This window comes from Comamonas sp. w2-DMI, from assembly GCF_040187735.1.
Taxonomy (GTDB): domain Bacteria; phylum Pseudomonadota; class Gammaproteobacteria; order Burkholderiales; family Burkholderiaceae_C; genus Comamonas; species Comamonas terrae.
Window position 1 is genome coordinate 1 of the sequence record NZ_JBANEL010000040.1, and the last position, 26,387, is coordinate 26,387.

Sequence of the window (26,387 nt, forward strand, 5' to 3'; positions counted from 1 at the left end):
CATCGCCGCCAGCAACTCACCCACGCCGCGACCACCACCGCCCACGCACTGCGCGGTGGCGATGGCGGCGGCTCCGGCCAGGGGCCGAGCCTGCGCGGCGCCGATGACTAAAGCGATTCACAAGGAGAACTGACCATGCGATTCAAGAAACCGCAGGTGCGCTACGCCGACACGCCGCAGCCTGCCACGCCGTATCAAGCTGCCGGCCAGGTGTGGGACGAGCGCATCGGTTCGCCGCGCGTGCAGGCGAAGAACTGGCGCCTGATGGCCTTCGGCTGCCTGACGCTCGCGCTGCTGATGGCTGGCGGCCTGGTGTGGCGCTCGGCGCAGTCCATCGTGACGCCCTACGTCGTGGAGGTGGACAACGCGGGCCAGGTGCGCGCCGTGGGCGAAGCCGCCACGCCGTACCGGCCCAACGATGCGCAGACCGCGCACCACATCGCGCGCTTCGTGACGCTGGTGCGCTCGCTGTCCATCGACCCCATCGTCGTCCGCCAGAACTGGCTGGACGCCTACGACTACACGACCGACAAGGGCGCGGCCGTGCTCAACGACTACGCGCGGGTCAACGACCCGTTCGCGCGCATCGGCAAGGAGTCGGTGACGGTGCAGATCACCAGCGTCGTGCGCGCCAGCGACACGTCTTTCAACGTGCGCTGGACGGAACGCCGCTACGTCAACGGCGCCGCGGCGGGCCTGGAGCGGTGGACGGCCGTGGTGTCCGTCGTGCAGCAGACGCCGCGCACCGAAGAACGTCTGCGCAAGAACCCCCTGGGCATCTACGTCAACGGCCTGTCGTGGAGCCGCGAACTGGATTCTTCCGAAGGAGCAAAGCCATGAATCTGTCTTTCCGTATTTACGCTTCCGTGCTGACGCTTGCGGCCCTGGCGGGCTGCGCCACGCAGGGCAAGCCGCCGCCCGTGATTTCGCTGGATGAGCCTGTGCAGGCCCAGCCGCTGCCCGAGCCGCCCGCGCCGGTGGAGGTGGTGGCCGTGCCCGAGGTGCTGCCGATGCCGGCGCAGTTGAAGCCGTTGCCCGAAGCCGAGGACGCCAAGCCCGCGCCGGAGCCGGCCGACGAGAAGGTGCGCGTCTCGCGCGCCAATGCAGAGGCCCGCGTCGCGCCCACGCGCGAGGGCTACGTCAACGCGATTCAGGTGTGGCCGTTCACCGATGGCGCGCTCTATCAGGTCTATGCGGCCGTGGGCCGCGTGACCGTGATTTCGCTCCAGCCGGGCGAGGAGCTGGTGACGGTGGCCGCCGGCGATACCGTGCGCTGGATCGTGGGCGATACGTCCAGCGGCAGCGGTGCCGATCTGCGCGTCAACGTGCTGGTCAAGCCGATCCGCTCGGGCCTCAAGACCAATCTCGTCATCACCACCAGCCGCAGGACGTACCTGCTGGAGCTGACTTCGACGGAAAAGACGTGGATGGCCTCGGTGTCTTGGGAGTACCCGAAGGACAAGATGCTGGCCTTGCAGCGCCAGGCGCAGGCGACCAGCGCCGCCGCGCCGGTCGATGCCGGGCTGTCGCTGGAGAAGATCCGTTTCCGCTACTCCGTGTCTGGCAGCAATCCGCCGTGGAAGCCGCTGCGGGCCTTTGACGATGGCGAGAAGGTCTATATCCAGTTCCCGCCGGGCATCGCGCAAGGCGAGCTGCCGCCGCTGTTCGTGATCGGCGCGCAGGGTGATGGGCAGTTGGTGAACTACCGCTTTCGCTCGCCGTACTACATCGTGGATCGCCTGTTCGGCGCGGCCGAACTGCGCCTGGGCGGGGACAAGGGCGACGTGGTGCGGATCGAGCGCACGGATGGCGTCGTAGGCGCGGTCGGGAGGAACTGACCATGAGCCAAGACGACACCCCCGACCTCGCCACGCCGCAGGCGGGCAAGGTCGCACCCGAGGCGGTGGCGCTGCGCGCCCAACCGCGCGCGGTCACGCGCCTGAACCGGCGCACGCTGGCCATCCTTGTCGGCGGCTTGTCGGTCGCCGTGCTCGGGGCCACGATCTGGTCATTGCAGCCGCACCGGCGCGGCGCGGGCGAGCAGACCGAGCTTTACAACGTGGATCGCGTCTCGAAGTCCGAAGGGCTGGACGGCTTGCCAGCCGACTACTCGAAGCTACCGCTGCAAGTGCCCGAGCTGGGGCCGCCGCTGCCGGGCGACCTCGGCCCGGCCATCGTGGCCTCGCAGCAGCCGGCCGTGGCCGCCTACGCGGCCCCCGGCCATGACCCCAACGACGCTTTGCGCAAGGAGGCGGAAGCAGCAGCGGCTTCGTCGGTGTTCTTCCGTTCGGGTGGCCATGGTCAAGCCGCTGCCACGGTGGCGCAGGCAGCGCCGGGTGCGCCTGGCGCTGCAAGCGCGCTCGCGGCCTTCGACCCGCTCGCCGCCGGGCCGGCGTCGGTGGCGGCCCAGCCTGCCGACCCGACCGCTACGCAGAACCGCCAAGACCAGAAAGAGGCGTTCCTGAAAGCCGGCTCTATGGAAACCCGCAATTCCGGCAATCTGGCGCTGCCGGCTTCGCCCTATCAGGTAATGGCCGGAACGGTGATCGCCGGTGCGCTGGTGACGGGCATCAAGTCCGATCTTCCCGGCGACGTGATCGCCACGGTGACGGAGCCGGTCTATGACACGGCTACCGGCAAGTTCCTGCTGATCCCGCAGGGATCGCGCATCCTCGGGCGCTACAACAGCCAGGTCAGCTACGGGCAGAGTCGCGTGCAGGTGGTGTGGAACCGGATCATCCTGCCCGACACGTCTTCGCTGACGCTCGACAATCTTGTGGGCACCGATCCGGCCGGCTATGCCGGCCTGGAAGACGATGTGGACTGGCACTGGAGGCGCATCTTCGCGGGCGCTGTGCTGACGACGCTGCTGGGCGTCGGCGCCGAGCTGGCCGCGTCGGAAAACCGGCAGGACGGCAACCGCATCGTCATCGCCGGGCGCGACAGCGCCCAGGACAGCATTAACCAGGTGGGGCAGGAGATCACCCGGCGCAATATGAATGTACAGCCGACATTGACTGCGCGGCCAGGGTTGCCGGTTCGGGTGATCGTGGGGCGTGACTTGGTATTGCGTCCTTACCAGCCGTTGTTCTTCAACCGGGGAGCCTCGCAATGAGCACGACCAAGAAACTGCGGCTCGGGCCGCTGCCCAAGACCGAGAACGTCAAGCTGACCTTTGCCTGCCCGGCCAGCCTGAAAGCCGACCTCGACCGCTACGCCGCGCTGCACGCGCAGGCGTATGGCGAAGCCGTCGATGCAGAGAAGTTGATCCCGCACATGCTGGAGGCGTTCATGGCGGGGGATCGGGGATTCAGGAAGGGCGCGGCGACCCGAAGCGCGCCATCGAAGCCGACATGATGGCATCGCATGCCAACGTCATCTATCGAACGCGCAGCCTGGGGCTGCGCGTTCTTCATTCTGGATGCCGCCAAGTCATTGGGGCTATGATGGTCAGGCAAGCCCGCCGTTCCTCGGCAATCCCGCACGCCTCAGCGCGATCCGGCTTTCTCTCCCGACGCTCCTATGTGGCTCCTAGCCCCCGAGGCCGTACTTCTGCGAAGCGGCCTGAAAACGAGCTAACCTACTGTCCCATATATGGTTTCAAGCCCTGCGTGATTTGCACGAAAGACTTGACACCGGCATTTTTTTACATGTAGCGCTCCTCTGTCACGCGCTTGAGCTCAGCCTTCAGCCGCCGTAGTTCGTCTGCCTGCGACACCTGCACCTGCCGATTACCGGTCGGCGTGCGCTTGGCTTTGATCCATTGATAAAGACTGTGCTGACTCACGCCCCGCCGAGCCGACACATCGGCCACCTTGTGGCCGCGCTCGGTGATCTGCTTGACCGCTTCGGCCTTGAATTCTTCCGGATACGGCCGTCCACCCACATGCGCAGAGATGGTGTGCCGTCCCAAACTCCAGCGAGACATACAGAATGCCTGCGCGTTCCTCGTTCTGCAGGTCTTCAAGTCTGCATAAGCACGCTCCACCTTGCTGTGTCAGGTTGGCAGCGATGGCTGTTCTCGGCACGCTATGGGCTGTGGGCGATGGCAATGGATGCTGTCGCGCTATCTGCAAGGAGATGCCCTATGCGTGCCAGGATTTCAGACGGTCAGAAGCAGTTCCAGCCAGCACAGGCGGATGGCGGCTTGGACGGCGATCGGGCCATGCGTGCCGCGCATTTGCTGCAGGAGGCGCTCGATCTGCTGGGGCAGGACTCAGGGTTGCCATCTGGGCCAGCACCAGATCGGCGTGACCGGCTGCTGCGCCTGCCTGAGGTGCAACGGCTGACCGGCCTGGGCCGATCCGTGATCTACCAGCAGATGCGGGATGGGATGTTTCCGCGCTCGGTCAAGGTGGGGCCGCGTGCGGCCTCTTGGTCAGAGGCGGCCATCCATGGATGGATTCAGCAGCGACTGGCGGCTAGCGGCCACTTGGCATAAATGATTGGATTCTGCTTCAAAAATAGCATCGGATGCTACTTTTCCTGCAGATTGGTGATTGCCTTCTTCCTGATTGATTGAATTTTGTGCTAATTTACAAGCATGGAAGGAAATTCAAGGCATCAGGTAATCAAGCGACTGCAGGCGGATTTGCCCCGGGGGTCGCCGTTCGACTTGACCATTCTGGCGCAGTTCGGAGTGTCGCCCCAGCTCGCCGCGCACTACGCCGAGGAGGGCTGGCTGGTGCGGCTGGCCTACGGGGTCTATGCGTTCCCCAATGATCCCTTTGGCGTGCATGGCGCCTTGCTGTTCCTGCAGAGGCGCGTGCCTGGCCTGCACGTGGGCGGCAAGAGTGCCCTGGCTCTGCAGGGCGTGCGGCACCATCTGGGCAGTCGCGACACGCTGGTGCTGTGGGGCGATGCCAGGTTTTCGCTGCCGCAGTGGTTCACGGAGCGCTTTCCGGCGCGCTACGTCCAAGGGGCGCTATTCGACTGGCCGGATACTTCCCTAGCCGACAATACCCTGACCATGCCGCCCGGCCTGCCGGATGGGCTACGCGTATCCGTTCCCGAGCGCGCGGTGCTGGAGATGCTGTACGAGGTGGGTACCAAGCAGAGCCTGGAGGAGGCTCGCAATCTGTTCGACGGCCTGCGCTCGCCCCGCAAGGAACTGCTGGGGCAGTTGATGTCGTGCTGCAAGAGCGTGAAGGCCGTGCGCCTGTTCCTGACTTGGGCGCGCGAGACAGAGGTGGTCGATGTCGATGAGCTATTAGCACGGCACCGGCTGCGTACCGGCAGCCAGAAGCGCTGGATGAGCCAGATGGCCGATGGCACCTTGTTGAGTTTGAAGCCCCATGGATAAGAGCTACGCCGATACCGTCCGCCTGCTGCTGGCCGTGGCGCCAGCGGTCTTTGCCAACGACATCTTCGCGATGAAGGGCGGCACGGCGATCAACCTGTTCGTGCAGGACATGCCCCGCCTGTCGGTGGACATCGACGTGGTGTTCCGGCCCTGGCAGATGCCGCGCGAGGAGGCGCTGCAGGCGATCAACAGCGAACTGGCTGCCATCGCGCAGCGCGTGGCGCCGCTGGGCCTGCACACGCGCCTGGTGCGCAGCAAGGACTTGGGGGATACCAAGCTAGTGGCCGAGAACGACACCAGCCAGGTCAAGGTTGAGGTGAACGTCGTTTTCCGAGGAGCGGTGCTGCCGGTCGAATACCGGCGCCTGAGCGCGAAGACCAGTGACTTGTTCGGCGTCGAGTTCGAGGCGCCTATCCTGGCACGTGACGAGCTGTATGCCGGCAAGCTGGTGGCGGCCTTGGATCGGCAGCATCCGCGCGATTTGTTCGATGTGTGGCAACTCTACGAAGCAGGGGGCCTCACGGAAGGCATGGCCGAGTGTTTCGTGCTGTACCTGGCCGGGCATAACCGGCCGCCGCACGAGGTGCTGTTCGGCAATGACAAGGACATCGCGGCCGAATACGAGCGCGCCTTTGTCGGCATGACCGAGGTGGATTGCGCGCTGGAGACGCTGCTGGCCGCGCGTGCCCGGTTGAGAGAGGAATTGCCGCATCGGCTGACTGCGGCGCACAAGCAGTTCCTGAGCGGGCTGGTGCGTGCGGAACCTGACTGGTCCTTGCTGCAATGTCCCCATGCCGCTGAATTGCCGGCCCTGCGCTGGAAACTGGCCAATCTGGAGGCATTTCGCAAGAGGCGCCCTGGGGATTTTGTGGCGCATGCCAAGGCGCTGGATGAGGGGCTTAATTTAGCCTGCTTTTGATAATGGTACTTAGGGGCAGTTAGTCGATGGATTTGGATAGCTGCTTTGCTGCGGTGGCTGCCAAAGACTATGTGTGGCAAAACTCACTAATTTATGCAAAAGAAGGGGCAAGGGATGGCAGGTCGAAAGCAGCACTTTATTCCGCAGGCACTGCAAAGGGGCTTTGGGGTTGCCAAGGGAAAGAAGACACAGGTGTATGTCTTCAAGAAAGGGCAGGAGCCCTATCATTCTTCAACTGAGGGTGTCGCTGCGCAGCGGGACTTCTACTCAGGGCCGTCGGATGAGCAATCGCTTGATGACAAGATTACGACCTATGAAAGCATGGTCTTGTCACCTGCCATCGTTGCTTTGCGCGAGGCTCCAGCCGGGCCAGTTGATTCGCAGGTAGCTGCGGCGGTGGTGGTTCATCTGTCAATTCGTTCTGGATTTGTCCGAGGCAGTTTTTCGGCAATTGCTTCTGAGATGCTGGACTATTTTTCGGGTGCCATGAAAAGCAATGAAACCGCGCGTGCTTTGCTCGAAGTTGACTCGCTCAAATCAGAGTCTGCATTGGTCAAGTTGATTGAAGAGGAGATCCTTTCGCAGTTTGGAACTATCCCAGAAAGCGGCAGGAATGCGCTAGCGAAACTCGTGCACTTCCGAGCCCGGGAAAAGTTTCCCCAGATGTTCCCAGGCCTTGCTGCAATGTTCTTACAAATGCTCAGCATGTTGCTTGAAAAAATTCCAGAGATGGTTGTTAGCGGACACAGCAAGGCATTGGACAGAGACATGGCACCCGCTCTTCGCGTAGAACGCCTGAAAGCAATGGATTGGCAAATCGTTGTGGCAGAGTCACCGGCTCACTTCGTGCTCCCGGACTGTCTTGCAGTAGGGGCGCGAACATCGGACTTTCAGGAGATGGTGCCGTATTCGCTTCTGAGCGATGATGAACTTGCTGGAGTAGTAATGCCCATTTGCTCAAGCAAGGTGCTGGTGGGGTGCTTTGGCAATCCAGAAATCGATGTGGCATCACTGAATCGCTCTTTTGCCCAGTGTTCATTGGACTTTTTCATTAGTTCGCAAGTGGATGCGCAAACAGCCGAAGCTGCACAGTTCCTTGGAAGAACAGTTTCCAAGTACGTTGACAGTTTGGTGAAAGAGCAAGCGTTCGACGCACCTGATAGGGGCATCAGCGATGGCGAACTATCAGAGACCAAGAGTCAGCCGCAGGATCTGGTCAAGGTTCCCATCAAGTTCGAGCCTACGAGCCGTAAGAGTGGCAAAGCACAAGCTACCGTTCGCAATCTGATGAATTTTCCTGAACTGCAGGCGGGTTTGCAAATCGTTGAAGCAATCGTGATTACTGACAACGTAGTGCACTCCTTACGCGAGCGCGGAGTGACGTTGAACGACTACACCGCTCAAACTGTGAAATTAGGAACCTGTCACGTGACAGAGATCCCAGATGGAGTCTCTTGCCAATTGTTCGTTACTACGCAGGCTGTCAACATGGTCACCAAGGGCCATCAGCTTGCTCGGGCCGCGGCAGCGTTGATTCGTCACCAGGCTGGACGGGCGACGTACTACGCTACCGTAGCTTCTAAGATTCCCAAAGAAATATTGCAGCGACCGAGACCGCTGCTGGAAATAATTGGATTGCGCACGGCGCACCTCTTCTGCTCGCACTATTTTGGGGGGCGGCTGTCTGGAATTGGGCGGATATCGGACGAGGAATTTTCAGCCACCGATGACTTCTATAGTCAGGCTTTGGCTAGTTGCTTTCAGGGCATTGGCAATGCCCGCTTGCACTTCATTCAGAGCAGGGACGTGGATGCAGCTCTGCTTCTAGCACTTGGACATGTAGAGCAAATGCTTTGTGCCACGGCAAATGCATGTGCGACTACTGGCGGCGAAGTTGAACGCTGGAAGGCTAGCAAGAGCATTGAGGCGCTGCAGGCGGTCGGCTTAGGTGACTGGATCGAACTGTTCGACCTTGACCTGGGGCGATTCTTTGATTCTCGCGAGAGCCTTGTGGGAGATTCTGACCTCGTGCTCCTTGGCAGTCACATTGAGCGAGTGCTTTGGTCTTTTGGCATCGTGCTTTCAATTCCGGCTCCGGAGCAAATCTGGATGGAGGTGCTTGGGGATGAGCAACTCAAGAGCACTCGCTTGATGCTGCTGGCTTGATGCAGCGAAGGCGGCGTGCATGATGATGGATACGTGTTTCTGGTGAGAGCTAACACTGCGGGCGGAAACGGCCGAGTGAACAGGAAGCCCAAAGAGCCCACTCAGTCCCGAACAGTACACGCCCTTGATTGCTAACTGCGCCCTCAGCATGGGCAACTATTTGGCAGATAGGCCTATCCTGTCAACTTCGGCCACAAAATGAATCTTCGAATTGAAGGCCGGGGTATTGCTAAGCGCTAAGCGAAGAGCCTCGTAAGCATAGGACGTAAAGACCGCGATCAACTCATCCTCTCGGCGATCTTGCGCCATCAGTTGGGGCCGGCTCTGGAGCCAGTAGATTTGCCGGACGACCTGTTTAATGGCGTTGCGATCTTCCATCGTATGAGCGAGAAGAAAGCTCATTCGATTTGCGATACTGTGCGCCCGCGGTTCCATTTCATGCCTAAGAAGAACGCCTTCAAGGGCCGATAGACAGTTTCGTAGGCGATCCAGTGGAGCAACTAAAGTGGTGCCTTTGCTGTAGATTAGGAGGCTTGCCCGTACAGCCATAGAAAATTCGCTCAGGCCTTCCGGCATCACCAGTGATGCAGCAGTATCTAGGAGGTCGGACTGGAGCTCTGAAATTTTCTGCGTAGATAGACGCCAGGGCCATATATTTTTCGGCAGAAGACCTTGAGTGAACAGGAAGCCGTCTTCACGTCGCACAATTAGCTTGGATGCCGGCATATACTCCGCACCTGCGAGTGCTACTGGGCTAAATTGGTGCGACCTATACGCCGCTGGAGAAAAAAAGCGCAATAAATCCACAGCATCTTGAGCAATCCGCAGGGTTCGCTCTTGCGCAATTTCTGGCTCAGCCTCCATAGAAACTACAACGGCAGCGTAGCCTTGAACCTCATTTCTCAATTTATCAAATAATTGACAAACTTGTTGCTCATGCTCCGGTGGCAGTGAGGGGGTCTTGCCGCGTAGATTTTCTATTACGGCAGCGGTAACTGATTCGATGCGAACAGGGCCGAAGTTAAAACCTTGTTCGACTTCCATGTTAGCGAGCGGAGCCCAAACTTCAATCACCTTGACGTTCTCCCGGATCGCCATGAGCAGGACTTCAGGGAAGTGTGGCCCCTCTGCATCAAATCGTTGTCTAGCCCAATCGCAGAAGACCTTTTCGACGAACTTACGGCTAATGCTATTGCGAGCCCAAGTTGATTCCATAACAGCATCGATCAGGCGATCAAGGAGCCTATAGTCGCTCTCCGAGAGACCATAGAATTTACCTTCGCAACGGATGAACACGAAGGCGGCCTCTCCGTTTGCATCTTGCTCCCAAAGAGTGATGGGGCCAGCCAGATCGCGATCCGTTATTGTGGTAATTGGTCTTTCAGTAGGAAAGCTCTCAGGGGGCTGCAGGAAGTGAAACTCACGAATTTTTTCTAAAAGATTAGAGGATATTTCCCCGAATTCAGTGATTTGCAGCGAAGTGAATTCAAAGGATTCGGTGGTAGTGAGTTTTTGCGCATCTGCTGGTGCAATGGTAATTGGCTGCTCCATTGGATCAATAGCGTGGAGCTGTGCCTGCAATTGGTCGAACTCTTGGATGTCTAACTGATGACGTACTGCGAGAGCTGTGTCCAGCCAGCTGTGGAATTGGTTGACAAGTGTTAGATAATTTTGAGTAAATTCGTGTAGGTATAGATACTCACCGACCTGCTGCAAGTAAGCACGCGCCGCAGGCTTCCAACCGTCCCAATCAAGAAGCGTGGCAGTGGCATAGCGCACGCCAGTTTCCATTGTCCCTGAACCATCCGTCACGCCAGGGCTGGCCGTGAACGTCATAAACATGCTGGAATTCGGAAGACCTCTATGCAGCATGTAATTCCGAAGGCCTTGAACAAACTGCGCAACGGGTGATTGTGCAAAAGTTGCTGTCACTTGCTTCTCGTAGGTCTCCAAGAGGTCGGTGTCGGCGTAGTGTTTCCTCATGAAGACCCGTGTGTGCTCAACGAGGGTCAATGCAGATGAAACAAAGTTGTGAACATGACGGCTAAGCTCGCGATGGGCTTGAAGCCCGGCTTCACGGTTTTTTTCCATCATCCAGGCTATACCCTGATCTGGGTTCTTGACTCTCTGCACTGCCTCCATGAGCTCCACGGCATTCATGTGAAAAACATTGAGTGAGAAACTGCGTTCATGGGCACGTTTTAGATAGCCTGAGCCCGCTGATTCTGTAATCTTTTGCCAAAGAGTGGCGGCAGTGCTGGATTTATTCATGGTGATATCGCTGCATCGACGGGCTTTCCTACAAGTGGCTGAGAGCATGTGGTGGTTCGCGAAATCGAGAACCAACGAATGAATGGGAATCCTGGCCAAGTGATAGGCTACTGAATTATTATCGACTGTGCCAAGCAAATATGCCATGTAGTGCATGGGCCATCCTCGACGCTTGGTGTGTCCTGTCTACGGCGAGGTAGGTACTGTCGACAGGACTTCCTCCAGCTTGGCTCCGAGCACGCGCCAAGCTTCGCGTTTTTCATCGGCGTAGTCATGGTGTAGGTAGTGCCTGCGCACCCGGCTGCCCTTCATCACATGGTTCTGGCAGCGGTCGATGACGTCGGGGTTGATGCGCAAGGCCTGCATCATCGTGGCGGCCGTGCGGCGCATATCATGGGGCGTCCATTCGCCGTTGGCGCCATTGGCCAGCACCAGGGTGTTGTCGTGACGGCGCTTCTTCAGCGGCTTTGTCCGCGTCTTGAACTGGGTTTGCCGGTCGCCGACCTGTTTGGAGACGGATTTCACGCACACATGGCTGTCCTCCACATGCCTAGCGGGGAAGCACCAGCGGGTATCGCCGGTGAGGGCACGCAGGGTCTTGAAGTGGCGTAAAGCGAAGTCGGACAGGAAGACCAACTGATCCTGCTTCTTGCCGATGCGACCCTTGACGTTCTCCCGAGGGATGAACCACTCGCCCTTCTTCAAATCGACATGCTTCCATTCGGTCATCAGCAGCTCACCGATCCGGCAGGTGGTGCCGAGCGAGATCCACAGCGCCAGTTGGCTTTCCTGTTGGAGGGGGCGTGTCGTGGAGCGCTTGTTGGGGGCAGTGTCGTAGTCGGCCTGCATCTGCTGGAAGATGTTGCGCAACTCGCGGATTTCGTCATGACACAGAATGCGCTCGCGCTCTCCATCAAGGTCGTAGTCGCTCGGCAGCAGCTTGGCGATTTCGACCAGTTCTGCTGGGTTGCCCTCGATCATCAGGCCGCGCCAGGGCTGGCGCCTTTCGGCCCAGTGGAACATCTGCACCAGATCGTTGTAGAGGCATATGGCCATGCGAAAGACTCCTCGCCGAATGACTGCGCGCAGCAGATCACGCAGGTGGCTTTCAGTGACTTGGCGAACGGGCAGGTGCCCGATGACCGGCAGGAGGTCTTTCTCGAAGGAGCGCTTCAGTTCCGCGTTGTCGTCCTTGCGGTTGACGCCATCGGCCATCCAGGCATCGAACATTTGCTGCACTGTGGCGTCGGCGGCATCCTGCCGGGCTTTCTCGGCGATCACGGCCTCGACACGGGCCTGGGCCTCGATGCGCTCGGCTTTTTTCTGGTCGCGCGGATCGACGCCGGAGCGCACTTGTTCGCGGGCGTCGTCGCGGGAGCGGCGGATGGATTCCAGGCTCACGGTAGGCCAGGTGCCGCACTGGTGCCAAGCGACTTTGCCTCCCCATTTGAAGGCGCTTTTGAATCGGACGGACACGGCGCCGTCGCTGGCAACGCGAACTTCGCCGGTCAGGCCGTCACTGTCGCTGAGGGTGTCGCCTTTCCATTCCGGCGGGATCGCTTCCAGCTCTTTGATCGTCCATTTACGGCCTTTGCCGGCCTTGGGATAGCGGGTCATAAATGCTCCTGAGGGGTAAACTGAGGGGTAAACCAGCCGCTGGCTACCCCCGGATTTCATTGAACCTCAGAAGACGAGGATTTCGATTTAACCTATTGAATATAAAGGGTTTTTTCGATCCAGTAACGTCCGAAGACGTTCGGGGAAAAAGTGTAATTAATTCGATGGGGTGCAAGGGGTCGCGAGTTCGAATCCCGCCACGCCGACCACACAACAAGCCTTCTGACATCTGTCAGAAGGCTTTTTTGTTTTTGCCATTCGCTGACCTGCATCAAGCGGCTTCCCGCGCCGGTTTCCTAAGCTGCGGTTTCTTGAAGTCACCGCAAAGGAAGCACTATGGCAAGCCTGCAATGGACCCCCGCCCTGGTTCTGGACCTCCCGGCCATGGATGCCGTGCACGAGGAGTTCGTGGCCCTGCTGGCCCGAGTGGAGGAGGCGGCAGACGACCGGCTGTGCGCCCTCTGGGAGGAGCTGATAGCGCATACCCAGCAGCATTTCGACCAGGAAGACCGCTGGATGCAGGCCACGCGCTTTGCCACCGGCAACTGCCACAGCCAGCAGCACAAGGTGGTGCTGGCCGTCATGCGCGAAGGCGCGGCCAGGGGGGCGCAGGGCGATCTGGCCACCATCCGCGGCATGGCGGCCGAGCTCGGGCCCTGGTTCAGCCACCACGCGCAGAACATGGACGCGGCCCTGGCCCTGCACCTGCGGCGCGTGGGCTTCGATCCCCTCACGGGCCGGCTGCTCGCACCGCAGGAGCTGCCGGAGCAACTGATCACCGGCTGCGGTGGCGCCTGCGGCGGCCGCGCCGACCAGGCCGGGACGGCGCAGCTGGCTGTCTGACGGCCCGGGGCTCAGGGGTAGATCGCGGGCGATGCCAGGATGGGGAAGATCTTGATCAGCCCGCCCGTCATCACCTCGATGGCCAGGGCGGCCAGGATCAGGCCCATGAGGCGCGTCATCACGTTGATGCCGGTCTTGCCCAGCGCACGCGCAATCGGATCGGCCAGCGAAAAGCACACCATGATGGCAATGGCCACGACCACGCCGTAGCCCAGCAGGGCCACATGCTGCCAGATGGTGCGTGCCTGGTCCGCATAGATCACCACGGTGGACATGGCGGCCGGCCCGGTCAGCAGCGGAATGGTCAGCGGCACCACGGCGATGCTGTTGCCCTCGGCCGCCTTTTCGGCACCGGCCTGCAGCGTGGGATTGGTCTGCCGCTCCTCGGCGGGGCGCGCGCTCAGCATGTTCATGGCGCTGATCAGCAGCAGCAGGCCGCCACCGACCTGGAAGCTCTGCAGCGAGATGTTGAAGAACTGCAGGATCTGCAGGCCCAGCAGCGCGCAGACGGCAATCACGCAGAACGCGGCCAGGGCGGCCGTGCGCACGGTCTGGCGCCGCTGCTGGTGGCTGAAGCCTTCGGTGTAGTGGATGAAGAACGGGACGATGGCCAGCGGGTTGATGATGGCGACCAGGGTGATCAGCGGCTTGAGATCCATTACAGATTGCCTCCGGAAATCTCGATCAGACTGCCCGTGGTGTAGTGCGAGCCGTCGGACATCAGCCAGACGATGGCATCGGCCACCTCTTCTGGCGTGCCGCCGCGCTGCATGGGCACGTTGGGTGCCAGGCGCTGCACGCGGTCGGGTTGACCGCCGCTGGCATGGATGTCGGTGTCTATGAGCCCCGGGCGCACGGCGTTGACGCGAATACCCTCGGCCGCGACTTCCTTGGCCAGGCCCAGCGTCATCACGTCCATGGCGCCCTTGGCCGCCGCGTAGTCCACATACTGGCGCGGCGCACCCAGCCGGGAGGCAATGCTGGAGACGTTGACGATGGCTCCGCCGCGCCCGCCGCGGGCCGTGCTCATGCGCAGCACGGCTTCGCGCGCGCAGAGAAACGGGCCTATGGCATTGATGCGGAACATGTGTTCCAGCCTTTGCAGGCTGTATTCGGCCACCGTCCGTCCGGCGTCCACCACGCCGGCGTTGTTGACGAGCGCATCTAGGCGGCCGAAGTGCCGGTCCGCGGCTGCGAACAGCTGCAGGACCTGAGCCTCGTCGCCCACATCCGCCTGCACTGCCAGGCATTGCGCGCCCAGGGCCTGGGCCCGCTGCACCACGGCCTGGGCGGCGCTGCCCTGCCGGGCGTAGCTGATGACCAGATCCCAGCCCCTGGCGGCCGCCAGCAGGGCCGTGGCGGCGCCTATGCCGCGGCTGCCTCCCGTGATGAGGGCTACTTTGCGCTCCATGGACTCTCCTGTGAAAAAATGGCCGGATCGCCTACCCCGGCGGCTCCTGCACTATGACAGCATTGCGCTGGCTGCAGATTCCGGCCGGGCGGGCTGCAGTCTTTGTACAACGGAAAGGAGCTGGGCAATGGGTAGCTATGTAGAACTGACGGCCGTGGATGGCGGGAAGACTTCCGCCTGGGTGGTCATGCCCGAAGGCAAGCCGCGCGGCGCCCTCGTGGTGCTGCAGGAGATCTTCGGCGTCAACGACCATATCCGTTCGGTGGCCGAGCGCTACGCGGCCCAGGGCTATGTGGCTGTCGCGCCCGCGATGTTCGACCGCATCCGCCCCGGCGTGGAGCTGGGCTATGGCGAAGCGGACATGAAGGAGGGCATGGCGCTGAAGATGGCGGTGGAAAAACTGCATCCGCCGGGCGCGCAGGTCGACATCGAGGCCGCCGTGGCCTATGCGGCCGAGCAGGTACCCGGGGGCAAGGTCGGCATCGTGGGCTTTTGCTGGGGCGGGCTGTGGAGCTGGCGCTCGGCCTGCGAGCTGCCCGGCCTGTCGGCGGCCGTGTGCTACTACGGCGGCGGCATGACCACGGAGATCGAGGCCTGCCGCCAGGCCTGGTGCCCGGTGATGGCGCACTTCGGCCGCCGGGACCGGCATATCACTGTGGAGTCGGTGGAGGCCTTCCAGAAGGCCCAGCCCAAGGCCCAGGTCTTTCTCTACGACGCCGACCATGGCTTCAACTGCGACCAGCGGCCGGCTTACGACGAGGCGGTGGCCCATCTGGCCGGCGAGCGCACGCTGGCCTTTTTTGCCGAGCATCTGGGCTGAAGCCTGGCTGGGCGGGAGCTTGCCATGGCAGCGGACAAGTCTGTGGAAGCCGGGGCCTCGGGCTCCGAAGAGGTGGAGCGGCGCATTGCCGCGCTGGGCGGCTGGCGCGCCGTGGCGCTGCAGCGCATGCGGGCGCTGATCAAGGAGGTCGAGCCCGGCGTCGTCGAGGAGTGCAAATGGCGCGGCACGCCCGTGTGGTCCTGCGAGGGCATGCTGTGCACGGGCGAGTCCTACCGCGACAAGGTCAAGCTCACCTTCCAGCGCGGCGCCGCGCTGGCCGACCCGCACAGGCTGTTCAATGCCAGCCTGGAAGGCAACATGCGCCGGGCCATCGACATCTTCGAGGGCCAGCCGGTCGACGAACAGGCCTTCAGGGCCCTGGTGCGCGAAGCCATCGACCTCAACCGCAGCCTGAAGCGGGCCAAGGCCGCCAGGCCCGGACGCTGATCCTGTGGATTGACAACGATAGCGGCTGGCGCCGGCAGGGCAGGCGCCAGCCGCTGTTTTATTTCTGCTCTTCGCTTTCCAGGTAGCGCCGGCGCCAGAAGTAGGCGACCAGCACCACGGTGATCACGGCCATGGACACCAGGGCCCAGATGAAGCCGTCTTTCTTGTGCACGAACGGGATGAACTCGAAGTTCATGCCGAAAATGCCGGCAATCAGGTTCAGCGGCAGGAAGATGGCCGTCACCGTGGTCAGCGTGCGCATGATGTCGTTGGCCCGGTTGCTCTGGGCCGAGAAATGCATCTGCACCGCGGTCTCGGCGCTCTGCTCCATGCGGCGGATATGGTGGATGACGCGCTCGATGTGCTCCAGCACGTCGCGCGAGCGCACGGTGAGCAGCTCGCGCTCGCGCTGGCGCGCCGGCGTGGATTCGGGCGGCCAGCCTTCCAGCGCCTCGGTCCAGTCCTGGATGGAGGCGCGCTGGTCCTCGCAGATTTCGTCGAGCTGGTGCAGGGTCAGGCGCACGTCGAGCACGCTGGCCCAGTTGGTGAAGCGGCCGTTGGGGTTGAGCAGCGCCATCTGCCAGTGGTCGATCTGGCGCGTGAGCGAACGGCGCAGGTCCAGGTAGCCGTCGACCATGGCATTGACCATGCGCAGCATCAGGTCGGCCGGTTCGGCGGGCAGCTTGGCCGAGACCGGGCGGGAGTCCGAGGCCGGCGGGCTGGTCTGCAGCTTCTGCCAGTAGCTGTTGCGCAGCAGGCATTCCTCGGGATGCACGGACAGCAGCAACTGGTCGTAGAGGGCAAAGCCCACCGGCAGGGTTTCGACGCGCTGCAGCACCGGGCTCCTGCTGTCGGCGACGATGTGCGCGGGACGGTGGGAGGCCTGGGCGGCGGACCTTGCCGCCACCGGCGCAGGCGTGCTGGCGGGCTGGGCAGCGGCTGCGGGCCCGGCCGGAGGGGGCAGCGAGGCAGCCGGCGAACCTGCCGGCGCGGCGGAGGGCAACGGCGGCAGGTGGGTGTCGGCCAGGCGGCGGAACACCAGCACGTCATAGGCGGAGGTGTAGTCGTAGTTGGACGGCAGCTGCGGGTTGAGCAGGTCCGAGACATGCAGGTCCACCAGCGGATAGCCGCAGACGCTGCCCAGCATGGCTTGGATCTGCGGCAGCTGGGTTTCCAGTTCCGCGCGCGTGCACGACACCCAGTAGAAGCCGGTCAGCGGCGGCTGGGTGGGCAGGGCCTCCTGGGGCTGGGCATACAGCGTGGAAATATGCAGCACACGCATGGGCAATCAACTCTTTCCATGGGCAGAAAAAACGGCCCATCAGGGCCGTCCTGTACCGGGGCAATCTTGCCCCGGCAGGCCGCGGGCGCAAGTAGGACAAGCGCGGGCAGCTATCAAAAAATATGCGGCCACCGCGCGCGCCTACAGTCCGCGCAGCTTCCTGGCCGCATCGATCGCGAAATAGGTCAGGATGCCGTCGGCGCCCGCGCGCTTGAAGGCCAGCAGCGACTCCATCATCACGGCGTCGTGGTCCAGCCAGCCGTTGGCTGCGGCCGCCTTGAGCATGGCGTATTCGCCGCTGACCTGGTAGGCGAAGGTCGGTACCTTGAACTCGTCCTTGACGCGGCGCACTACGTCCAGGTACGGCATGCCGGGCTTGACCATGACCATGTCGGCGCCTTCCGCAATGTCCAGCGCCACCTCGCGCAGGGCCTCGTCGGTGTTGCCCGGGTCCATCTGGTAGACGTTCTTGTCGGCCTTGCCCAGCGCGCCGCGCGTGCCCACGGCATCGCGGAACGGGCCGTAGAAGGCGCTGGCGTACTTGGCGCTGTAGGCCATGATGCGGGTGTGGATGTGGCCCTGCAGCTCCAGCGCTTCGCGGATCGCGCCGATGCGGCCGTCCATCATGTCGCTGGGCGCGACGAAGTCCACGCCGGCGCCTGCGTGGGCCAGCGCCTGGCCGATCAGCACTTCCACGGTCTCGTCGTTGAGGATGTAGCCGGTCTCGTCGAGGATGCCGTCCTGGCCGTGGCTGGTGTAGGGATCCAGCGCCACGTCGGTGAGCACGCCCAGGTCGGGGAATTCCTTCTTGAGCGCACGCACCACGCGGGGAATCAGGCCGTCGGGATTGGTGGCCTCCTTGCCGTCGGGCGTCTTGAGCGCGGCGTCGATATGGGGAAACAGGGCCAGCACCGGAATTTCCAGCTTCACGCACTCCTCGGCCACGGGCAGCAGCAGGTCCAGGCTCAGGCGCTCAACGCCGGGCATGGAGGCCACGGCCTCGCGTCGATTGGTGCCCTCGTGCACGAACACCGGATAGATGAAGTCGTGGGGCGTCAGCACGCTCTCGCGCACCAGGTTGCGGGTGAAGGCATCGCGGCGCAGGCGGCGCGGGCGGTTGTGCGGAAAAGGAGTGGGGCTAGACAGATGCATGGGGAAATTGTGCACCAAGCATGGGCGGCGGACCGGCGGCGGCCCCGTAACCCGGTTGACATGTCACATACCTGGGCGCATACCCAGACAGAATGGCAGCCCGGGCGCTGCGGCAAAAGACCGAGTGGGCAACGCGCCCATAGCGCAGCGGCCGCGGCGCGGGCACCGCCTTACACTGCCTGCATGCTCTGGGTCAAAGCCTTTCATATCGTCTTCGTGGCCAGCTGGTTTGCCGGCCTGTTCTATCTGCCGCGCATCTTCGTCAATCTGGCCATGGTGCCGCCGGGTTCGGTCGCCGAGCGCGAGCGCCTGCTGGTTATGGCCCGCAAGCTGCTGCGCTTTACCACTTTGCTGGCCGTGCCGGCCGTGGGCCTGGGCCTGTGGCTGTGGCTGGGCTGGTGGCGCGGCGCAGGCGGCTGGCTGCATGCCAAGCTGTTGCTGGTGCTGCTGGTGATCGGCTACCACCACAGCTGCGCGGTGCTGCTGCGCAAGCTGCAGGACAACACCTGCCGCCGCAGCCACCGGTGGTTCCGCATCTACAACGAGTTGCCGGTGCTGCTGCTGGTGGCCGTGGTGATCCTGGTCGTGGTCAAGCCGTTCTGAGATGAAGCAACACCCCCGGAGTCGCTTCGCGCCTGCCCCCTCTCTCTACGCGCTTCGCGCTATGGGAGGGGGTGTACGGGCTGCCGGCGCAGCCCTCGCCGCGGGGCGGCGCGGCCGGTTCGGGCCCTGGCTCGGCTGCCCTTGCTTGGGGTGCGCCAGTTTCATGCGCAGCACCATGGATGACTGAGATGGAGCAGGTAAAGACCGTACAGGACCCGTCAGTTTCGCCGGTCCATGCCACCACGGCCTGGCCGCTGGCGCTGGTGTATGCGGCGCTGATCGTGTTCGCCAGCCTGTTCCCGTTCGAGGGCTGGCGTGCCCAGGGTATCGAGCCGCATGTCTTTCTGCTGGCCAGGATCCCGCCGCCATACTGGACCTGGTTCGACGTCAACACCAACATCGTCGGCTACGGGCCGCTGGGCTTTCTGCTGGCGCTGGCGCTGATGCGCTCGGGCTGGCCGCGCGCGGCCGTGCCCGTGGCGGTGCTGGCCGGCTCCCTGCTGTCGCTGTGCATGGAGTTCCTGCAGATCTATCTGCCGCGCCGCGTTCCTTCCAACATGGATTTCGTGCTCAACGCGGCCGGTACCCTGATCGGCGCCGTGCTGGCGCTGGTGCTGGAAAAGCTGGGCGCCGTGGCGCGCTGGAGCGCCTTCCGCAGCCGCTGGGTGGGCGAGGGCGATGCCGGCATCCTGGTGCTGCTGGCGCTGTGGCCGTGTGCGCTGCTGTTTCCGGCTGCGGTGCCGTTCAGCCTGGGCCAGGTGCTGGAGCGCCTGGACGAGTGGCTGCAGGATCTGTTGCTGGGCACGCCGTTCGAGGCCTGGATGCCGCTGGGCGACTTCGCGCTCACGCCGCTGTCCATGGTGACCGAGATGCTGTGCGTGATGCTGGGCCTGTGGATCCCCTGCCTGCTGACCTACTGCATGGTCCGCCACATGGGGCGGCGCGCGGCCGCCGCCCTGCTGCTGGCGCTGTCCGGCGTGGGCGTGACGGCTCTGTCGGCCGCGCTGAGCTGGGGCCCGGTGCATGCCTGGGAATGGGTGGACCTGCCGGTGCGCCTGGGTGTATGGGGCGGCCTGGGGCTGGCCGTGATCGCGCTGCCGCTGCCGCGCCGCGCCTGTGCCGTGCTGCTGCTGATGGTGCTGGTGCTGCACCTGAGCATCCTGAACCAGGCGCCCACGAACGCCTATTTCTCCCAGACCCTGCAGGCCTGGGAGCAGGGGCGCTTCATCCGCTTCTACGGCCTGGGCCAGTGGCTGGGCTGGCTCTGGCCTTACGCCACGCTGGCGTATGTCGTGATCCGGGTGTCGCGCCGCCAGCAGCCTGCCTAGAATGCTCGCACTATGAGCGAGAACCAAGACACCGCGGGCGGTTACTACCAGCGCCACATCTTCTTCTGCCTGAACGAGCGTGCCAACGGCGAGGACTGCTGCGCGCTGCATGGCGCCAAGGCCGGCTTCGACCACTGCAAGCAGCGCGTCAAGCAGGAGGGGCTCGCGGGCAAGGGGCGCGTGCGCGTGAACAAGGCCGGCTGCCTGGACCGCTGCGCGGGGGGGCCCGTGGCCGTGGTCTACCCGGAGGGCGTCTGGTACACCTTCGTAGACGACAGCGACATCGACGAGATCGTCGAATCCCACCTCAAGAACGGCAAGGTGGTGGAGCGCCTGGTACTTCCCGATAGCGTGGGACGCTGATCCCGCAAGGAACTTGATGCGATTTCAAGTGTCAAGTGAAGGCAAGCAGGCGCAAGCAGCTACAAACAGGATAGCAATACCGTGAATTCGCAGACTGAACGACTGACCCTGACCGGCGGGGCCGGCGCCATCGAGGCCTTGCGCGACGCGCCCGGCCTGGAGGCAGGGCGCAGCCCGCGTGGCGTGGCCGTCATCGCCCATCCCCATCCGCTGTTCGGCGGCACCATGGACAACAAAGTGGTGCAGACCCTGGCGCGCGCCTTTGTGCAGTGTGGCTACACAGCCGTGCGCTTCAACTTCCGCGGCGTCGGCGCCAGTGCCGGCACGCACGATGCGGGCCGCGGCGAGTTCGAGGACATGCTGGCCGTGGTGCGGCAGGTTGCGCCCCAAGGCCCGATCGCCCTGGCCGGCTTCTCGTTCGGCGCTTTCGTCGCCAGCCATGCATTGGCGACGCTGTGGGGCGAGGAGCGGGTGCAGAAGGTGGTGCTGGTCGGCACCGCCGCCAGTCGCTTCGAGGTGGCTGCCGTGCCGGCCGAGGCACACGAGCGCACGCTGGTCGTCCATGGCGAGGCCGACGACACCGTGCCGCTGGCCTCCGTCATGGACTGGGCGCGGCCGCAGATACTGCCTGTTACCGTCGTGCCCGGTGGCGGCCATTTCTTTCACGGACAATTGCCGCTGCTCAAGAGCCTGGTGGTGCGCCACCTGATCTCCCCGTAACGCATGCCCAAGCCGCCTGTGATGCCTCGTCCAGCCATGCGCCGCGCATGGCTCGCAGTGCACGGGGCGGCTCCGCTTCATCCGGCTTCGCTGCCTGCTCTGTCTTTTTCCTGTCTCCCGACGCCTCGTTCAACGCTTTAGCAAGAGCTTTACTATGCAGCCCATCCATTCCACCGTGCGTGCCGTAGCCCTGGCTGCGGCCATGGTTCCCGCCTTTGTTTCCGTCTCGGCCCTGGCGCAGGTCGCCGCGCCCGTGCCGCCCGAGATCGCCGCCCGCAACTACCTGCTGGTGGACGTCACCGCCGGCCAGGTGCTGGGCGCCAAGGACATCGATTCGCCGGTCGAGCAGGCTTCGCTGACCAAGCTGATGACCGGCTACCTGGTCTTCGACGCGCTGCGCTCCAAGAAGATCACGCTGGAGCAGAAGATGCCCGTGAGCGAGCTGGCCTGGAAGATGCCCGGCTCGCGCATGTTCATCGACCCCAAGATGCAGGTGCCGGTGGACGACCTGATCAAGGGCATGATCGTGCAGTCGGGCAACGATGCCACCATGGCGCTGGCCGAGGCCGTGGGCGGTTCCCAGGAAAACTTCGTGCGTCTCATGAACGAGCAGGCCAAGGCCCTGGGCATGAAGAACACGACCTACAAGAACCCCGAAGGCCTGACCGAGCCCGGCCACCTGACCACGGCGCGCGACCTGTCCATCCTGGCCCAGCGCCTGATGCAGGACTTCCCCGAGTACATGCACTATTACTCGACCAAGCATTACTACTATCCGGGCACGCCGGCCTCCAACGGCACCAACCGCAATTCGCTGCTGTTCCGCGATCCGACCGTGGACGGCCTCAAGACCGGCCACACGGCTGCAGCCGGCTACTGCCTGGTGGCCACGGCCAAGCGCGACATGCCCAACGTGGGCAGCCGCCGCCTGCTGTCCATCGTGCTGGGCACGGCCAGCGAGAAGGCGCGCGCCAACGAAAGCCAGAAACTGCTGAACTGGGGTTATGCGGCCTTCGACGCCGTCAAGCTCTTCGACGGCGACCAGCCCGTGGTCACCCCCCAGGTCTGGAAGGGTTCGGCCAACAGCGTCAAGGTCGGGCGCGCCACGCCCATCGTGGTCAGCGTGCCTGCCGGCAGCGGCGGCAAGCTGAGCACCGAAGTGGTGCGCCAGGACCCGCTGATCGCTCCCATTGCCAAGGGCCAGCCCATGGGCACGCTCAAGGTCAAGCTGGGCACCGACACGGTGGCCGAGGTGCCGCTGGTGGCGCTGGAGGGCGTGGAGCAGGCCGGCTTCTTCGGCCGCCTGTGGGATACCATCCGCCTCTGGATCAAGTAAGTTCCGGTCCGGCGGCGCAGCTTCAGGGCCAGCCCCGGGCTGCGGCGGGAAGGCATGCAGGAGTGACGGCCATCGCGGCCGGCAGTTGTGCAGGTTTTGCCAAACTGGTACAGTCGAGGGCTTTTCGGATTTTCCGAAGGGATTCACGTTTTCGCCCGGATCGCAAATCCGGGCGAGCAAACCATTGCTTTCACGAAGCAATTTCACGTTTAGGGACGTTTATTAATGCCAACCATTAACCAACTCGTGCGTCAGGGCCGCACGGTCGAAGTTGTTAAATCCAAGAGCCCTGCTATGGAAAACTGCCCCCAGCGCCGTGGCGTGTGCACCCGTGTGTACACCACGACGCCCAAGAAGCCCAACTCCGCTCTGCGTAAGGTGGCCAAGGTGCGTCTGACCAACGGTTTCGAGGTGATCTCGTACATCGGCGGTGAAGGCCACAACCTGCAAGAGCACAGCGTGGTGCTGGTGCGCGGCGGCCGTGTGAAGGACTTGCCCGGTGTGCGTTACCACATCGTGCGCGGTTCCCTGGACCTGCAAGGCGTCAAGGACCGTAAGCAAGCCCGTTCGAAGTACGGTGCCAAGAAGCCCAAGGCCAAGTAAGCCCAGGGTTTTCGAAAGCATTCGAACAAGTAGGTGCTGTATCCCGCGTGGCGCGAGATCCAGCGTAGTGACCTGATGCGCAAATGGTTGCGCGGGTCGAGTAAGTGGGAGTCCCAGATTGGCTCTCGCGGTGCCTGAGGAAGGCGCCAACTGAAGCAAAGATAGAGGTAAAAAATGCCACGTCGTCGCGAAGTCCCCAAACGTGAAATCCTGCCGGATCCCAAGTTCGGCAATGTAGAGCTGTCCAAATTCATGAACGTGATCATGGAAGGCGGCAAGAAGGCGGTTGCAGAGCGCATCATCTACGGTGCTCTGGAACTGATCTCCAAGAAGCAGCCCGAGAAGGATGCTCTGGAGGTGTTCACCACTGCCATCAACAACGTCAAGCCCATGGTGGAAGTCAAGTCCCGCCGTGTGGGTGGCGCCAACTACCAGGTGCCTGTGGAAGTGCGTCCCGTCCGTCGCCTGGCTCTGTCCATGCGCTGGATCAAGGAAGCCGCCCGCAAGCGTGGTGAAAAGTCCATGGCCCAGCGCCTGGCCAACGAGCTGATGGAAGCTACCGAAGGCCGTGGTGGCGCCATGAAGCGTCGTGACGAAGTGCACCGCATGGCCGAAGCCAACAAGGCTTTCAGCCACTTCCGCTTCTAATCGGCACTTCGCACGAAAATCGGACAGGCCGCATGCAATGTTTGCTTGCGGCCTTGTCTTGATTCGGAGCATCCCCATTTAAGTTGCTGCTTCGCTCGCCCATGAGGCCCGCTGCAGCAATTTCTCCTCGATCAATCAAGGATCCATCATGGCTCGCAAGACCCCCATCGAGCGCTACCGCAATATCGGTATTTCGGCGCACATTGACGCAGGCAAGACCACCACGACAGAGCGTATCCTGTTCTACACCGGCGTGACCCACAAGCTGGGTGAAGTGCACGACGGCGCAGCCACCACCGACTGGATGGAGCAAGAGCAAGAGCGTGGCATCACCATCACTTCCGCTGCAGTGACCTGCTTCTGGAAGGGCATGGACCTGTCCTACCCCGAGCACCGCTTCAACATCATCGACACCCCCGGCCACGTGGACTTCACGATCGAAGTGGAGCGTTCCATGCGCGTGCTGGACGGCGCCTGCATGGTGTACTGCGCAGTGGGCGGCGTGCAGCCCCAGTCCGAAACCGTGTGGCGTCAGGCCAACAAGTACAAGGTGCCTCGTCTGGCCTTCGTGAACAAGATGGACCGTACCGGCGCCAACTTCTTCAAGGTCGTGGACCAGATCAAGAACCGCCTGAAGGGCAATCCCGTGCCCGTGGTGGTGCCGATCGGTGCCGAAGACAACTTCAAGGGCGTGGTCGATCTGCTGAAGATGAAGGCCATCATCTGGGACGAAGCTTCCCAGGGCATGAAGTTCGAATACACCGACATCCCTGCCGAGGTCAAGGAAACCGCTGAAAAGTGGCGCGAAAACATGGTGGAGGCTGCGGCCGAAGCCAGCGAAGACCTGATGAACAAGTACCTGGAAGAAGGTACGCTGTCCGAAGAGGACATCAAGGCAGGTCTGCGTGCCCGTACCCTGGCTGTGGAAATCCAGCCCATGCTGTGCGGCACCGCCTTCAAGAACAAGGGTGTGCAGCGCATGCTGGACGCCGTGATCGACTACCTGCCCGCACCCGTGGACATCCCCGACGTGGAAGGTACCGATCCTGACGACGAAGAGAAGAAGCTGTCGCGCAAGGCCGACGACGCCGAGAAGTTCTCTGCTCTGGCGTTCAAGCTGATGACCGACCCATTCGTGGGCCAGCTGACCTTCGTGCGCGTGTACTCCGGCGTTCTGACCAAGGGCGACACCGTGCTGAACTCGGTCAAGGGCAAGAAGGAACGCATCGGCCGTATCGTGCAGATGATGGCCAACGAGCGTATCGAAGTCGAAGAAATCCGCGCCGGCGACATCGCTGCCTGCGTGGGCCTGAAGGAAGTGACCACCGGCGAAACGCTGTGCGACGTGGCTGCTCCCATCGTGCTCGAGCGCATGGTCTTCCCCGAGCCCGTGATTGCACAGGCTGTGGAACCCAAGTCCAAGGCCGACCAGGAAAAGATGGGTATCGCCCTGTCGCGTCTGGCTGCCGAAGATCCGTCGTTCCGCGTGCGTACCGACGAAGAATCCGGCCAGACCATCATCGCCGGCATGGGCGAGCTGCACCTGGAAATCATCGTGGACCGCATGAAGCGCGAGTTCAACGTGGAAGCCAACGTGGGCAAGCCCCAGGTGGCCTACCGCGAAACCGTGCGCAGCACCGTCAAGGACGTGGACGGCAAGTTCGTTCGCCAGTCCGGCGGTAAGGGCCAGTACGGCCACGTGGTGTTCACGCTGGAGCCCCAGGAAGCCGGCAAGGGCTTCGAGTTCGTCGACGAAATCAAGGGCGGCGTGGTGCCTCGCGAATACATCCCTGCAGTGCAGAAGGGTGTGGAAGAGGCACTGACCTCCGGCGTGCTGGCTGGCTACCCCGTGGTGGACGTCAAGGTGCGTCTGACCTTCGGTTCGTACCACGACGTGGACTCGTCCGAACAGGCGTTCAAGATGGCTGCCATCTTCGGCTTCAAGGAAGCCGCCAAGAAGGCCAACCCCGTCATCCTCGAGCCCATGATGGCCGTGGAAGTCGAGACGCCCGAAGACTACGCCGGTACCGTGATGGGTGACCTGTCTTCCCGTCGCGGCATGGTGCAGGGCATGGACGACATGGTCGGCGGCGGCAAGGCCATCAAGGCCGAAGTGCCCCTGTCCGAAATGTTCGGCTACGCCACTTCGCTGCGTTCGCAGACCCAGGGCCGCGCCACCTACACGATGGAGTTCAAGCACTACGCCGAAGCTCCCCGTAACGTGGCCGAAGCCATCGTGGCTGCCCGCGCCAAGTAATTGGCGAAAGCTGGCTAATCAGTCATAATCGACGGTTTTGATCGCGGCAGCTCCTTGGGGCTGCCGCGATTTTTGCCGGTCTGCGATCCCATGCCGTCCTGTCACCTGTGCGGGGCGAGTCAGCAATGGGGTGCAGACCTTAAACACCACACAGGTTTTTGCTCTTTGGAGAAATCATGGCAAAGGAAAAATTCGAACGAACCAAGCCCCACGTGAACGTGGGCACCATCGGTCACGTTGACCACGGCAAGACCACCCTGACGGCTGCCATCGCTACCGTTCTGTCGAAGAAGTTTGGC

26 protein-coding genes and 1 pseudogene are annotated in these 26,387 nt (G+C 62.7%); 20 read left to right on the plus strand and 7 right to left on the minus strand.

Going from position 1 to position 26,387, the window contains the following annotated elements:
• Positions 1–135 precede the first annotated feature (135 nt).
• The 4 genes from trbF to V8Z74_RS24195 are packed head-to-tail and all read left to right on the plus strand — an operon-like array spanning position 136 to position 3,357.
• Positions 136–840: a conjugal transfer protein TrbF gene (trbF, locus tag V8Z74_RS24180; RefSeq protein ID WP_349711789.1), complete on the plus strand. Its 705-nt coding sequence runs from the start codon at positions 136–138 to the stop codon at positions 838–840.
• Complete coding sequence (gene trbG / locus V8Z74_RS24185; RefSeq protein WP_349711791.1) at positions 837–1,838, plus strand: P-type conjugative transfer protein TrbG; 1,002 nt, start codon at positions 837–839, stop codon at positions 1,836–1,838. Before trbF ends, trbG begins: the two co-directional genes overlap by 4 nt.
• Before the next feature lie 2 nt (positions 1,839–1,840).
• A complete protein-coding gene (locus tag V8Z74_RS24190) occupies positions 1,841–3,115 on the plus strand; it encodes a TraB/TrbI/VirB10 family type IV secretion system protein (RefSeq protein WP_349711793.1) in 1,275 nt (424 codons plus the stop codon).
• Positions 3,112–3,357 carry a DUF2274 domain-containing protein gene (locus tag V8Z74_RS24195; RefSeq protein WP_349711795.1) on the plus strand — a complete coding sequence of 82 codons (246 nt, stop codon included), beginning with the start codon at positions 3,112–3,114 and terminating at the stop codon, positions 3,355–3,357. The genes V8Z74_RS24190 and V8Z74_RS24195 overlap by 4 nt, the downstream gene beginning before the upstream one ends.
• A 298-nt stretch (positions 3,358–3,655) precedes the next feature.
• Here the strand turns inward: V8Z74_RS24195 and V8Z74_RS24200 are convergent.
• Positions 3,656–3,886 (minus strand): annotated as a pseudogene (locus V8Z74_RS24200) (transposase); the annotation flags it as partial.
• 201 nt (positions 3,887–4,087) lie between these two features.
• Between V8Z74_RS24200 and V8Z74_RS24205 the strand changes: the two are divergent.
• From V8Z74_RS24205 to V8Z74_RS24220, 4 genes are all read left to right on the plus strand, one after another.
• Positions 4,088–4,441 carry a helix-turn-helix transcriptional regulator gene (locus tag V8Z74_RS24205; protein WP_349711797.1) on the plus strand — a complete coding sequence of 118 codons (354 nt, stop codon included), beginning with the start codon at positions 4,088–4,090 and terminating at the stop codon, positions 4,439–4,441.
• 102 nt (positions 4,442–4,543) lie between these two features.
• Entirely contained in the window at positions 4,544–5,302 is a 759-nt protein-coding gene (locus V8Z74_RS24210) for a type IV toxin-antitoxin system AbiEi family antitoxin domain-containing protein (protein ID WP_349711799.1), read from the plus strand.
• Positions 5,295–6,221, plus strand: coding sequence for a nucleotidyl transferase AbiEii/AbiGii toxin family protein (locus V8Z74_RS24215; RefSeq protein WP_349711801.1), 927 nt, complete (start codon positions 5,295–5,297; stop codon positions 6,219–6,221). The genes V8Z74_RS24210 and V8Z74_RS24215 overlap by 8 nt, the downstream gene beginning before the upstream one ends.
• A gap of 114 nt (positions 6,222–6,335) precedes the next feature.
• Positions 6,336–8,387: a DUF4238 domain-containing protein gene (locus V8Z74_RS24220; protein WP_349711803.1), complete on the plus strand. Its 2,052-nt coding sequence runs from the start codon at positions 6,336–6,338 to the stop codon at positions 8,385–8,387.
• Positions 8,388–8,543: 156 nt separating this feature from the next.
• On the opposite strand, the gene V8Z74_RS24225 is transcribed toward V8Z74_RS24220, so the two are convergent.
• Both V8Z74_RS24225 and V8Z74_RS24230 read right to left on the minus strand, forming a co-directional pair.
• Complete coding sequence (locus tag V8Z74_RS24225; RefSeq protein ID WP_349711805.1) at positions 8,544–10,658, minus strand: hypothetical protein; 2,115 nt, start codon at positions 10,656–10,658, stop codon at positions 8,544–8,546.
• Between the two features lie 186 nt (positions 10,659–10,844).
• Entirely contained in the window at positions 10,845–12,275 is a 1,431-nt protein-coding gene (locus V8Z74_RS24230) for a tyrosine-type recombinase/integrase (protein WP_349711807.1), read from the minus strand.
• A gap of 336 nt (positions 12,276–12,611) precedes the next feature.
• On the opposite strand from V8Z74_RS24230, the gene V8Z74_RS24235 reads away from it, so the two are divergent.
• Complete coding sequence (locus V8Z74_RS24235; RefSeq protein WP_349711809.1) at positions 12,612–13,118, plus strand: hemerythrin domain-containing protein; 507 nt, start codon at positions 12,612–12,614, stop codon at positions 13,116–13,118.
• An 11-nt stretch (positions 13,119–13,129) separates the two neighbouring features.
• Here V8Z74_RS24235 and V8Z74_RS24240 read toward each other — a convergent pair whose 3' ends face one another.
• Together V8Z74_RS24240 and V8Z74_RS24245 are read right to left on the minus strand one after the other, a co-directional pair.
• Entirely contained in the window at positions 13,130–13,777 is a 648-nt protein-coding gene (locus V8Z74_RS24240; RefSeq protein ID WP_066475284.1) for a MarC family protein, read from the minus strand.
• Positions 13,777–14,529, minus strand: a complete 753-nt coding sequence (locus tag V8Z74_RS24245) for an SDR family oxidoreductase (RefSeq protein ID WP_349711811.1) — start codon at positions 14,527–14,529, stop codon at positions 13,777–13,779. The genes V8Z74_RS24240 and V8Z74_RS24245 overlap by 1 nt, the downstream gene beginning before the upstream one ends.
• Positions 14,530–14,656: 127 nt before the next feature.
• Between V8Z74_RS24245 and V8Z74_RS24250 the strand changes: the two genes are divergently transcribed.
• Both V8Z74_RS24250 and V8Z74_RS24255 read left to right on the plus strand, forming a co-directional pair.
• On the plus strand, positions 14,657–15,349 hold the full coding sequence (locus V8Z74_RS24250) for a dienelactone hydrolase family protein (protein ID WP_349711813.1): 693 nt from the start codon (positions 14,657–14,659) through the stop codon (positions 15,347–15,349).
• Positions 15,350–15,373: 24 nt separating this feature from the next.
• Positions 15,374–15,796 (plus strand): DUF1801 domain-containing protein, encoded by a 423-nt coding sequence (locus tag V8Z74_RS24255; protein WP_349711815.1) that lies wholly within the window; start codon positions 15,374–15,376, stop codon positions 15,794–15,796.
• A gap of 58 nt (positions 15,797–15,854) precedes the next feature.
• Here V8Z74_RS24255 and V8Z74_RS24260 read toward each other — a convergent pair whose 3' ends face one another.
• Both V8Z74_RS24260 and hemB read right to left on the minus strand, forming a co-directional pair.
• A complete protein-coding gene (locus tag V8Z74_RS24260) occupies positions 15,855–17,078 on the minus strand; it encodes a magnesium transporter CorA family protein (RefSeq protein WP_349711817.1) in 1,224 nt (407 codons plus the stop codon).
• A gap of 141 nt (positions 17,079–17,219) precedes the next feature.
• The gene (gene hemB, locus V8Z74_RS24265; protein ID WP_349711819.1) at positions 17,220–18,230 is read right to left on the minus strand and encodes a porphobilinogen synthase; all 1,011 of its coding nucleotides are present in this window, start codon (positions 18,228–18,230) and stop codon (positions 17,220–17,222) included.
• A gap of 183 nt (positions 18,231–18,413) precedes the next feature.
• Between hemB and V8Z74_RS24270 the strand changes: the two genes are divergently transcribed.
• The 9 genes from V8Z74_RS24270 to V8Z74_RS24310 form a co-directional block, all read left to right on the plus strand.
• Entirely contained in the window at positions 18,414–18,833 is a 420-nt protein-coding gene (locus V8Z74_RS24270; RefSeq protein WP_066475304.1) for a CopD family protein, read from the plus strand.
• A 188-nt stretch (positions 18,834–19,021) separates the two neighbouring features.
• Complete coding sequence (locus V8Z74_RS24275; RefSeq protein WP_349711821.1) at positions 19,022–20,161, plus strand: VanZ family protein; 1,140 nt, start codon at positions 19,022–19,024, stop codon at positions 20,159–20,161.
• A 12-nt stretch (positions 20,162–20,173) separates the two neighbouring features.
• Positions 20,174–20,524, plus strand: a complete 351-nt coding sequence (locus tag V8Z74_RS24280) for a (2Fe-2S) ferredoxin domain-containing protein (RefSeq protein ID WP_066475306.1) — start codon at positions 20,174–20,176, stop codon at positions 20,522–20,524.
• Positions 20,525–20,605: 81 nt separating this feature from the next.
• The gene (locus V8Z74_RS24285) at positions 20,606–21,244 is read left to right on the plus strand and encodes an alpha/beta hydrolase (RefSeq protein WP_349711824.1); all 639 of its coding nucleotides are present in this window, start codon (positions 20,606–20,608) and stop codon (positions 21,242–21,244) included.
• Between the two features lie 154 nt (positions 21,245–21,398).
• On the plus strand, positions 21,399–22,580 hold the full coding sequence (locus V8Z74_RS24290) for a D-alanyl-D-alanine carboxypeptidase family protein (RefSeq protein ID WP_066475310.1): 1,182 nt from the start codon (positions 21,399–21,401) through the stop codon (positions 22,578–22,580).
• Between the two features lie 225 nt (positions 22,581–22,805).
• Positions 22,806–23,183 carry a 30S ribosomal protein S12 gene (rpsL, locus tag V8Z74_RS24295; RefSeq protein WP_003059441.1) on the plus strand — a complete coding sequence of 126 codons (378 nt, stop codon included), beginning with the start codon at positions 22,806–22,808 and terminating at the stop codon, positions 23,181–23,183.
• A gap of 174 nt (positions 23,184–23,357) precedes the next feature.
• Positions 23,358–23,831 carry a 30S ribosomal protein S7 gene (gene rpsG, locus V8Z74_RS24300; protein ID WP_066475312.1) on the plus strand — a complete coding sequence of 158 codons (474 nt, stop codon included), beginning with the start codon at positions 23,358–23,360 and terminating at the stop codon, positions 23,829–23,831.
• Positions 23,832–23,979: 148 nt separating this feature from the next.
• Positions 23,980–26,088: an elongation factor G gene (gene fusA / locus V8Z74_RS24305; protein ID WP_066475318.1), complete on the plus strand. Its 2,109-nt coding sequence runs from the start codon at positions 23,980–23,982 to the stop codon at positions 26,086–26,088.
• A gap of 176 nt (positions 26,089–26,264) precedes the next feature.
• On the plus strand, positions 26,265–26,387 hold a 123-nt coding region (locus tag V8Z74_RS24310; protein ID WP_227803300.1), incomplete at its 3' end, for a GTP-binding protein.

Bases quoted from the DNA above. Each gene is read 5' to 3' on its own strand.
- V8Z74_RS24245 (WP_349711811.1), bottom strand. From the start codon at position 14,529: ATGGAGCGCAAAGTAGCCCTCATCACGGGAGGCAGCCGCGGCATAGGC.
- rpsL (WP_003059441.1), top strand. From the start codon at position 22,806: ATGCCAACCATTAACCAACTCGTGCGTCAGGGCCGCACGGTCGAAGTT.
- V8Z74_RS24225 (WP_349711805.1), bottom strand. From the start codon at position 10,658: ATGAATAAATCCAGCACTGCCGCCACTCTTTGGCAAAAGATTACAGAA.
- fusA (WP_066475318.1), top strand. From the start codon at position 23,980: ATGGCTCGCAAGACCCCCATCGAGCGCTACCGCAATATCGGTATTTCG.
- rpsG (WP_066475312.1), top strand. From the start codon at position 23,358: ATGCCACGTCGTCGCGAAGTCCCCAAACGTGAAATCCTGCCGGATCCC.
- trbG (WP_349711791.1), top strand. From the start codon at position 837: ATGAATCTGTCTTTCCGTATTTACGCTTCCGTGCTGACGCTTGCGGCC.
- V8Z74_RS24210 (WP_349711799.1), top strand. From the start codon at position 4,544: ATGGAAGGAAATTCAAGGCATCAGGTAATCAAGCGACTGCAGGCGGAT.
- hemB (WP_349711819.1), bottom strand. From the start codon at position 18,230: ATGCATCTGTCTAGCCCCACTCCTTTTCCGCACAACCGCCCGCGCCGC.
- V8Z74_RS24190 (WP_349711793.1), top strand. From the start codon at position 1,841: ATGAGCCAAGACGACACCCCCGACCTCGCCACGCCGCAGGCGGGCAAG.
- V8Z74_RS24230 (WP_349711807.1), bottom strand. From the start codon at position 12,275: ATGACCCGCTATCCCAAGGCCGGCAAAGGCCGTAAATGGACGATCAAA.
- trbF (WP_349711789.1), top strand. From the start codon at position 136: ATGCGATTCAAGAAACCGCAGGTGCGCTACGCCGACACGCCGCAGCCT.
- V8Z74_RS24270 (WP_066475304.1), top strand. From the start codon at position 18,414: ATGCTCTGGGTCAAAGCCTTTCATATCGTCTTCGTGGCCAGCTGGTTT.
- V8Z74_RS24280 (WP_066475306.1), top strand. From the start codon at position 20,174: ATGAGCGAGAACCAAGACACCGCGGGCGGTTACTACCAGCGCCACATC.
- V8Z74_RS24260 (WP_349711817.1), bottom strand. From the start codon at position 17,078: ATGCGTGTGCTGCATATTTCCACGCTGTATGCCCAGCCCCAGGAGGCC.
- V8Z74_RS24255 (WP_349711815.1), top strand. From the start codon at position 15,374: ATGGCAGCGGACAAGTCTGTGGAAGCCGGGGCCTCGGGCTCCGAAGAG.
- V8Z74_RS24275 (WP_349711821.1), top strand. From the start codon at position 19,022: ATGGAGCAGGTAAAGACCGTACAGGACCCGTCAGTTTCGCCGGTCCAT.
- V8Z74_RS24235 (WP_349711809.1), top strand. From the start codon at position 12,612: ATGGCAAGCCTGCAATGGACCCCCGCCCTGGTTCTGGACCTCCCGGCC.
- V8Z74_RS24220 (WP_349711803.1), top strand. From the start codon at position 6,336: ATGGCAGGTCGAAAGCAGCACTTTATTCCGCAGGCACTGCAAAGGGGC.
- V8Z74_RS24250 (WP_349711813.1), top strand. From the start codon at position 14,657: ATGGGTAGCTATGTAGAACTGACGGCCGTGGATGGCGGGAAGACTTCC.
- V8Z74_RS24215 (WP_349711801.1), top strand. From the start codon at position 5,295: ATGGATAAGAGCTACGCCGATACCGTCCGCCTGCTGCTGGCCGTGGCG.
- V8Z74_RS24205 (WP_349711797.1), top strand. From the start codon at position 4,088: ATGCGTGCCAGGATTTCAGACGGTCAGAAGCAGTTCCAGCCAGCACAG.
- V8Z74_RS24290 (WP_066475310.1), top strand. From the start codon at position 21,399: ATGCAGCCCATCCATTCCACCGTGCGTGCCGTAGCCCTGGCTGCGGCC.
- V8Z74_RS24240 (WP_066475284.1), bottom strand. From the start codon at position 13,777: ATGGATCTCAAGCCGCTGATCACCCTGGTCGCCATCATCAACCCGCTG.
- V8Z74_RS24195 (WP_349711795.1), top strand. From the start codon at position 3,112: ATGAGCACGACCAAGAAACTGCGGCTCGGGCCGCTGCCCAAGACCGAG.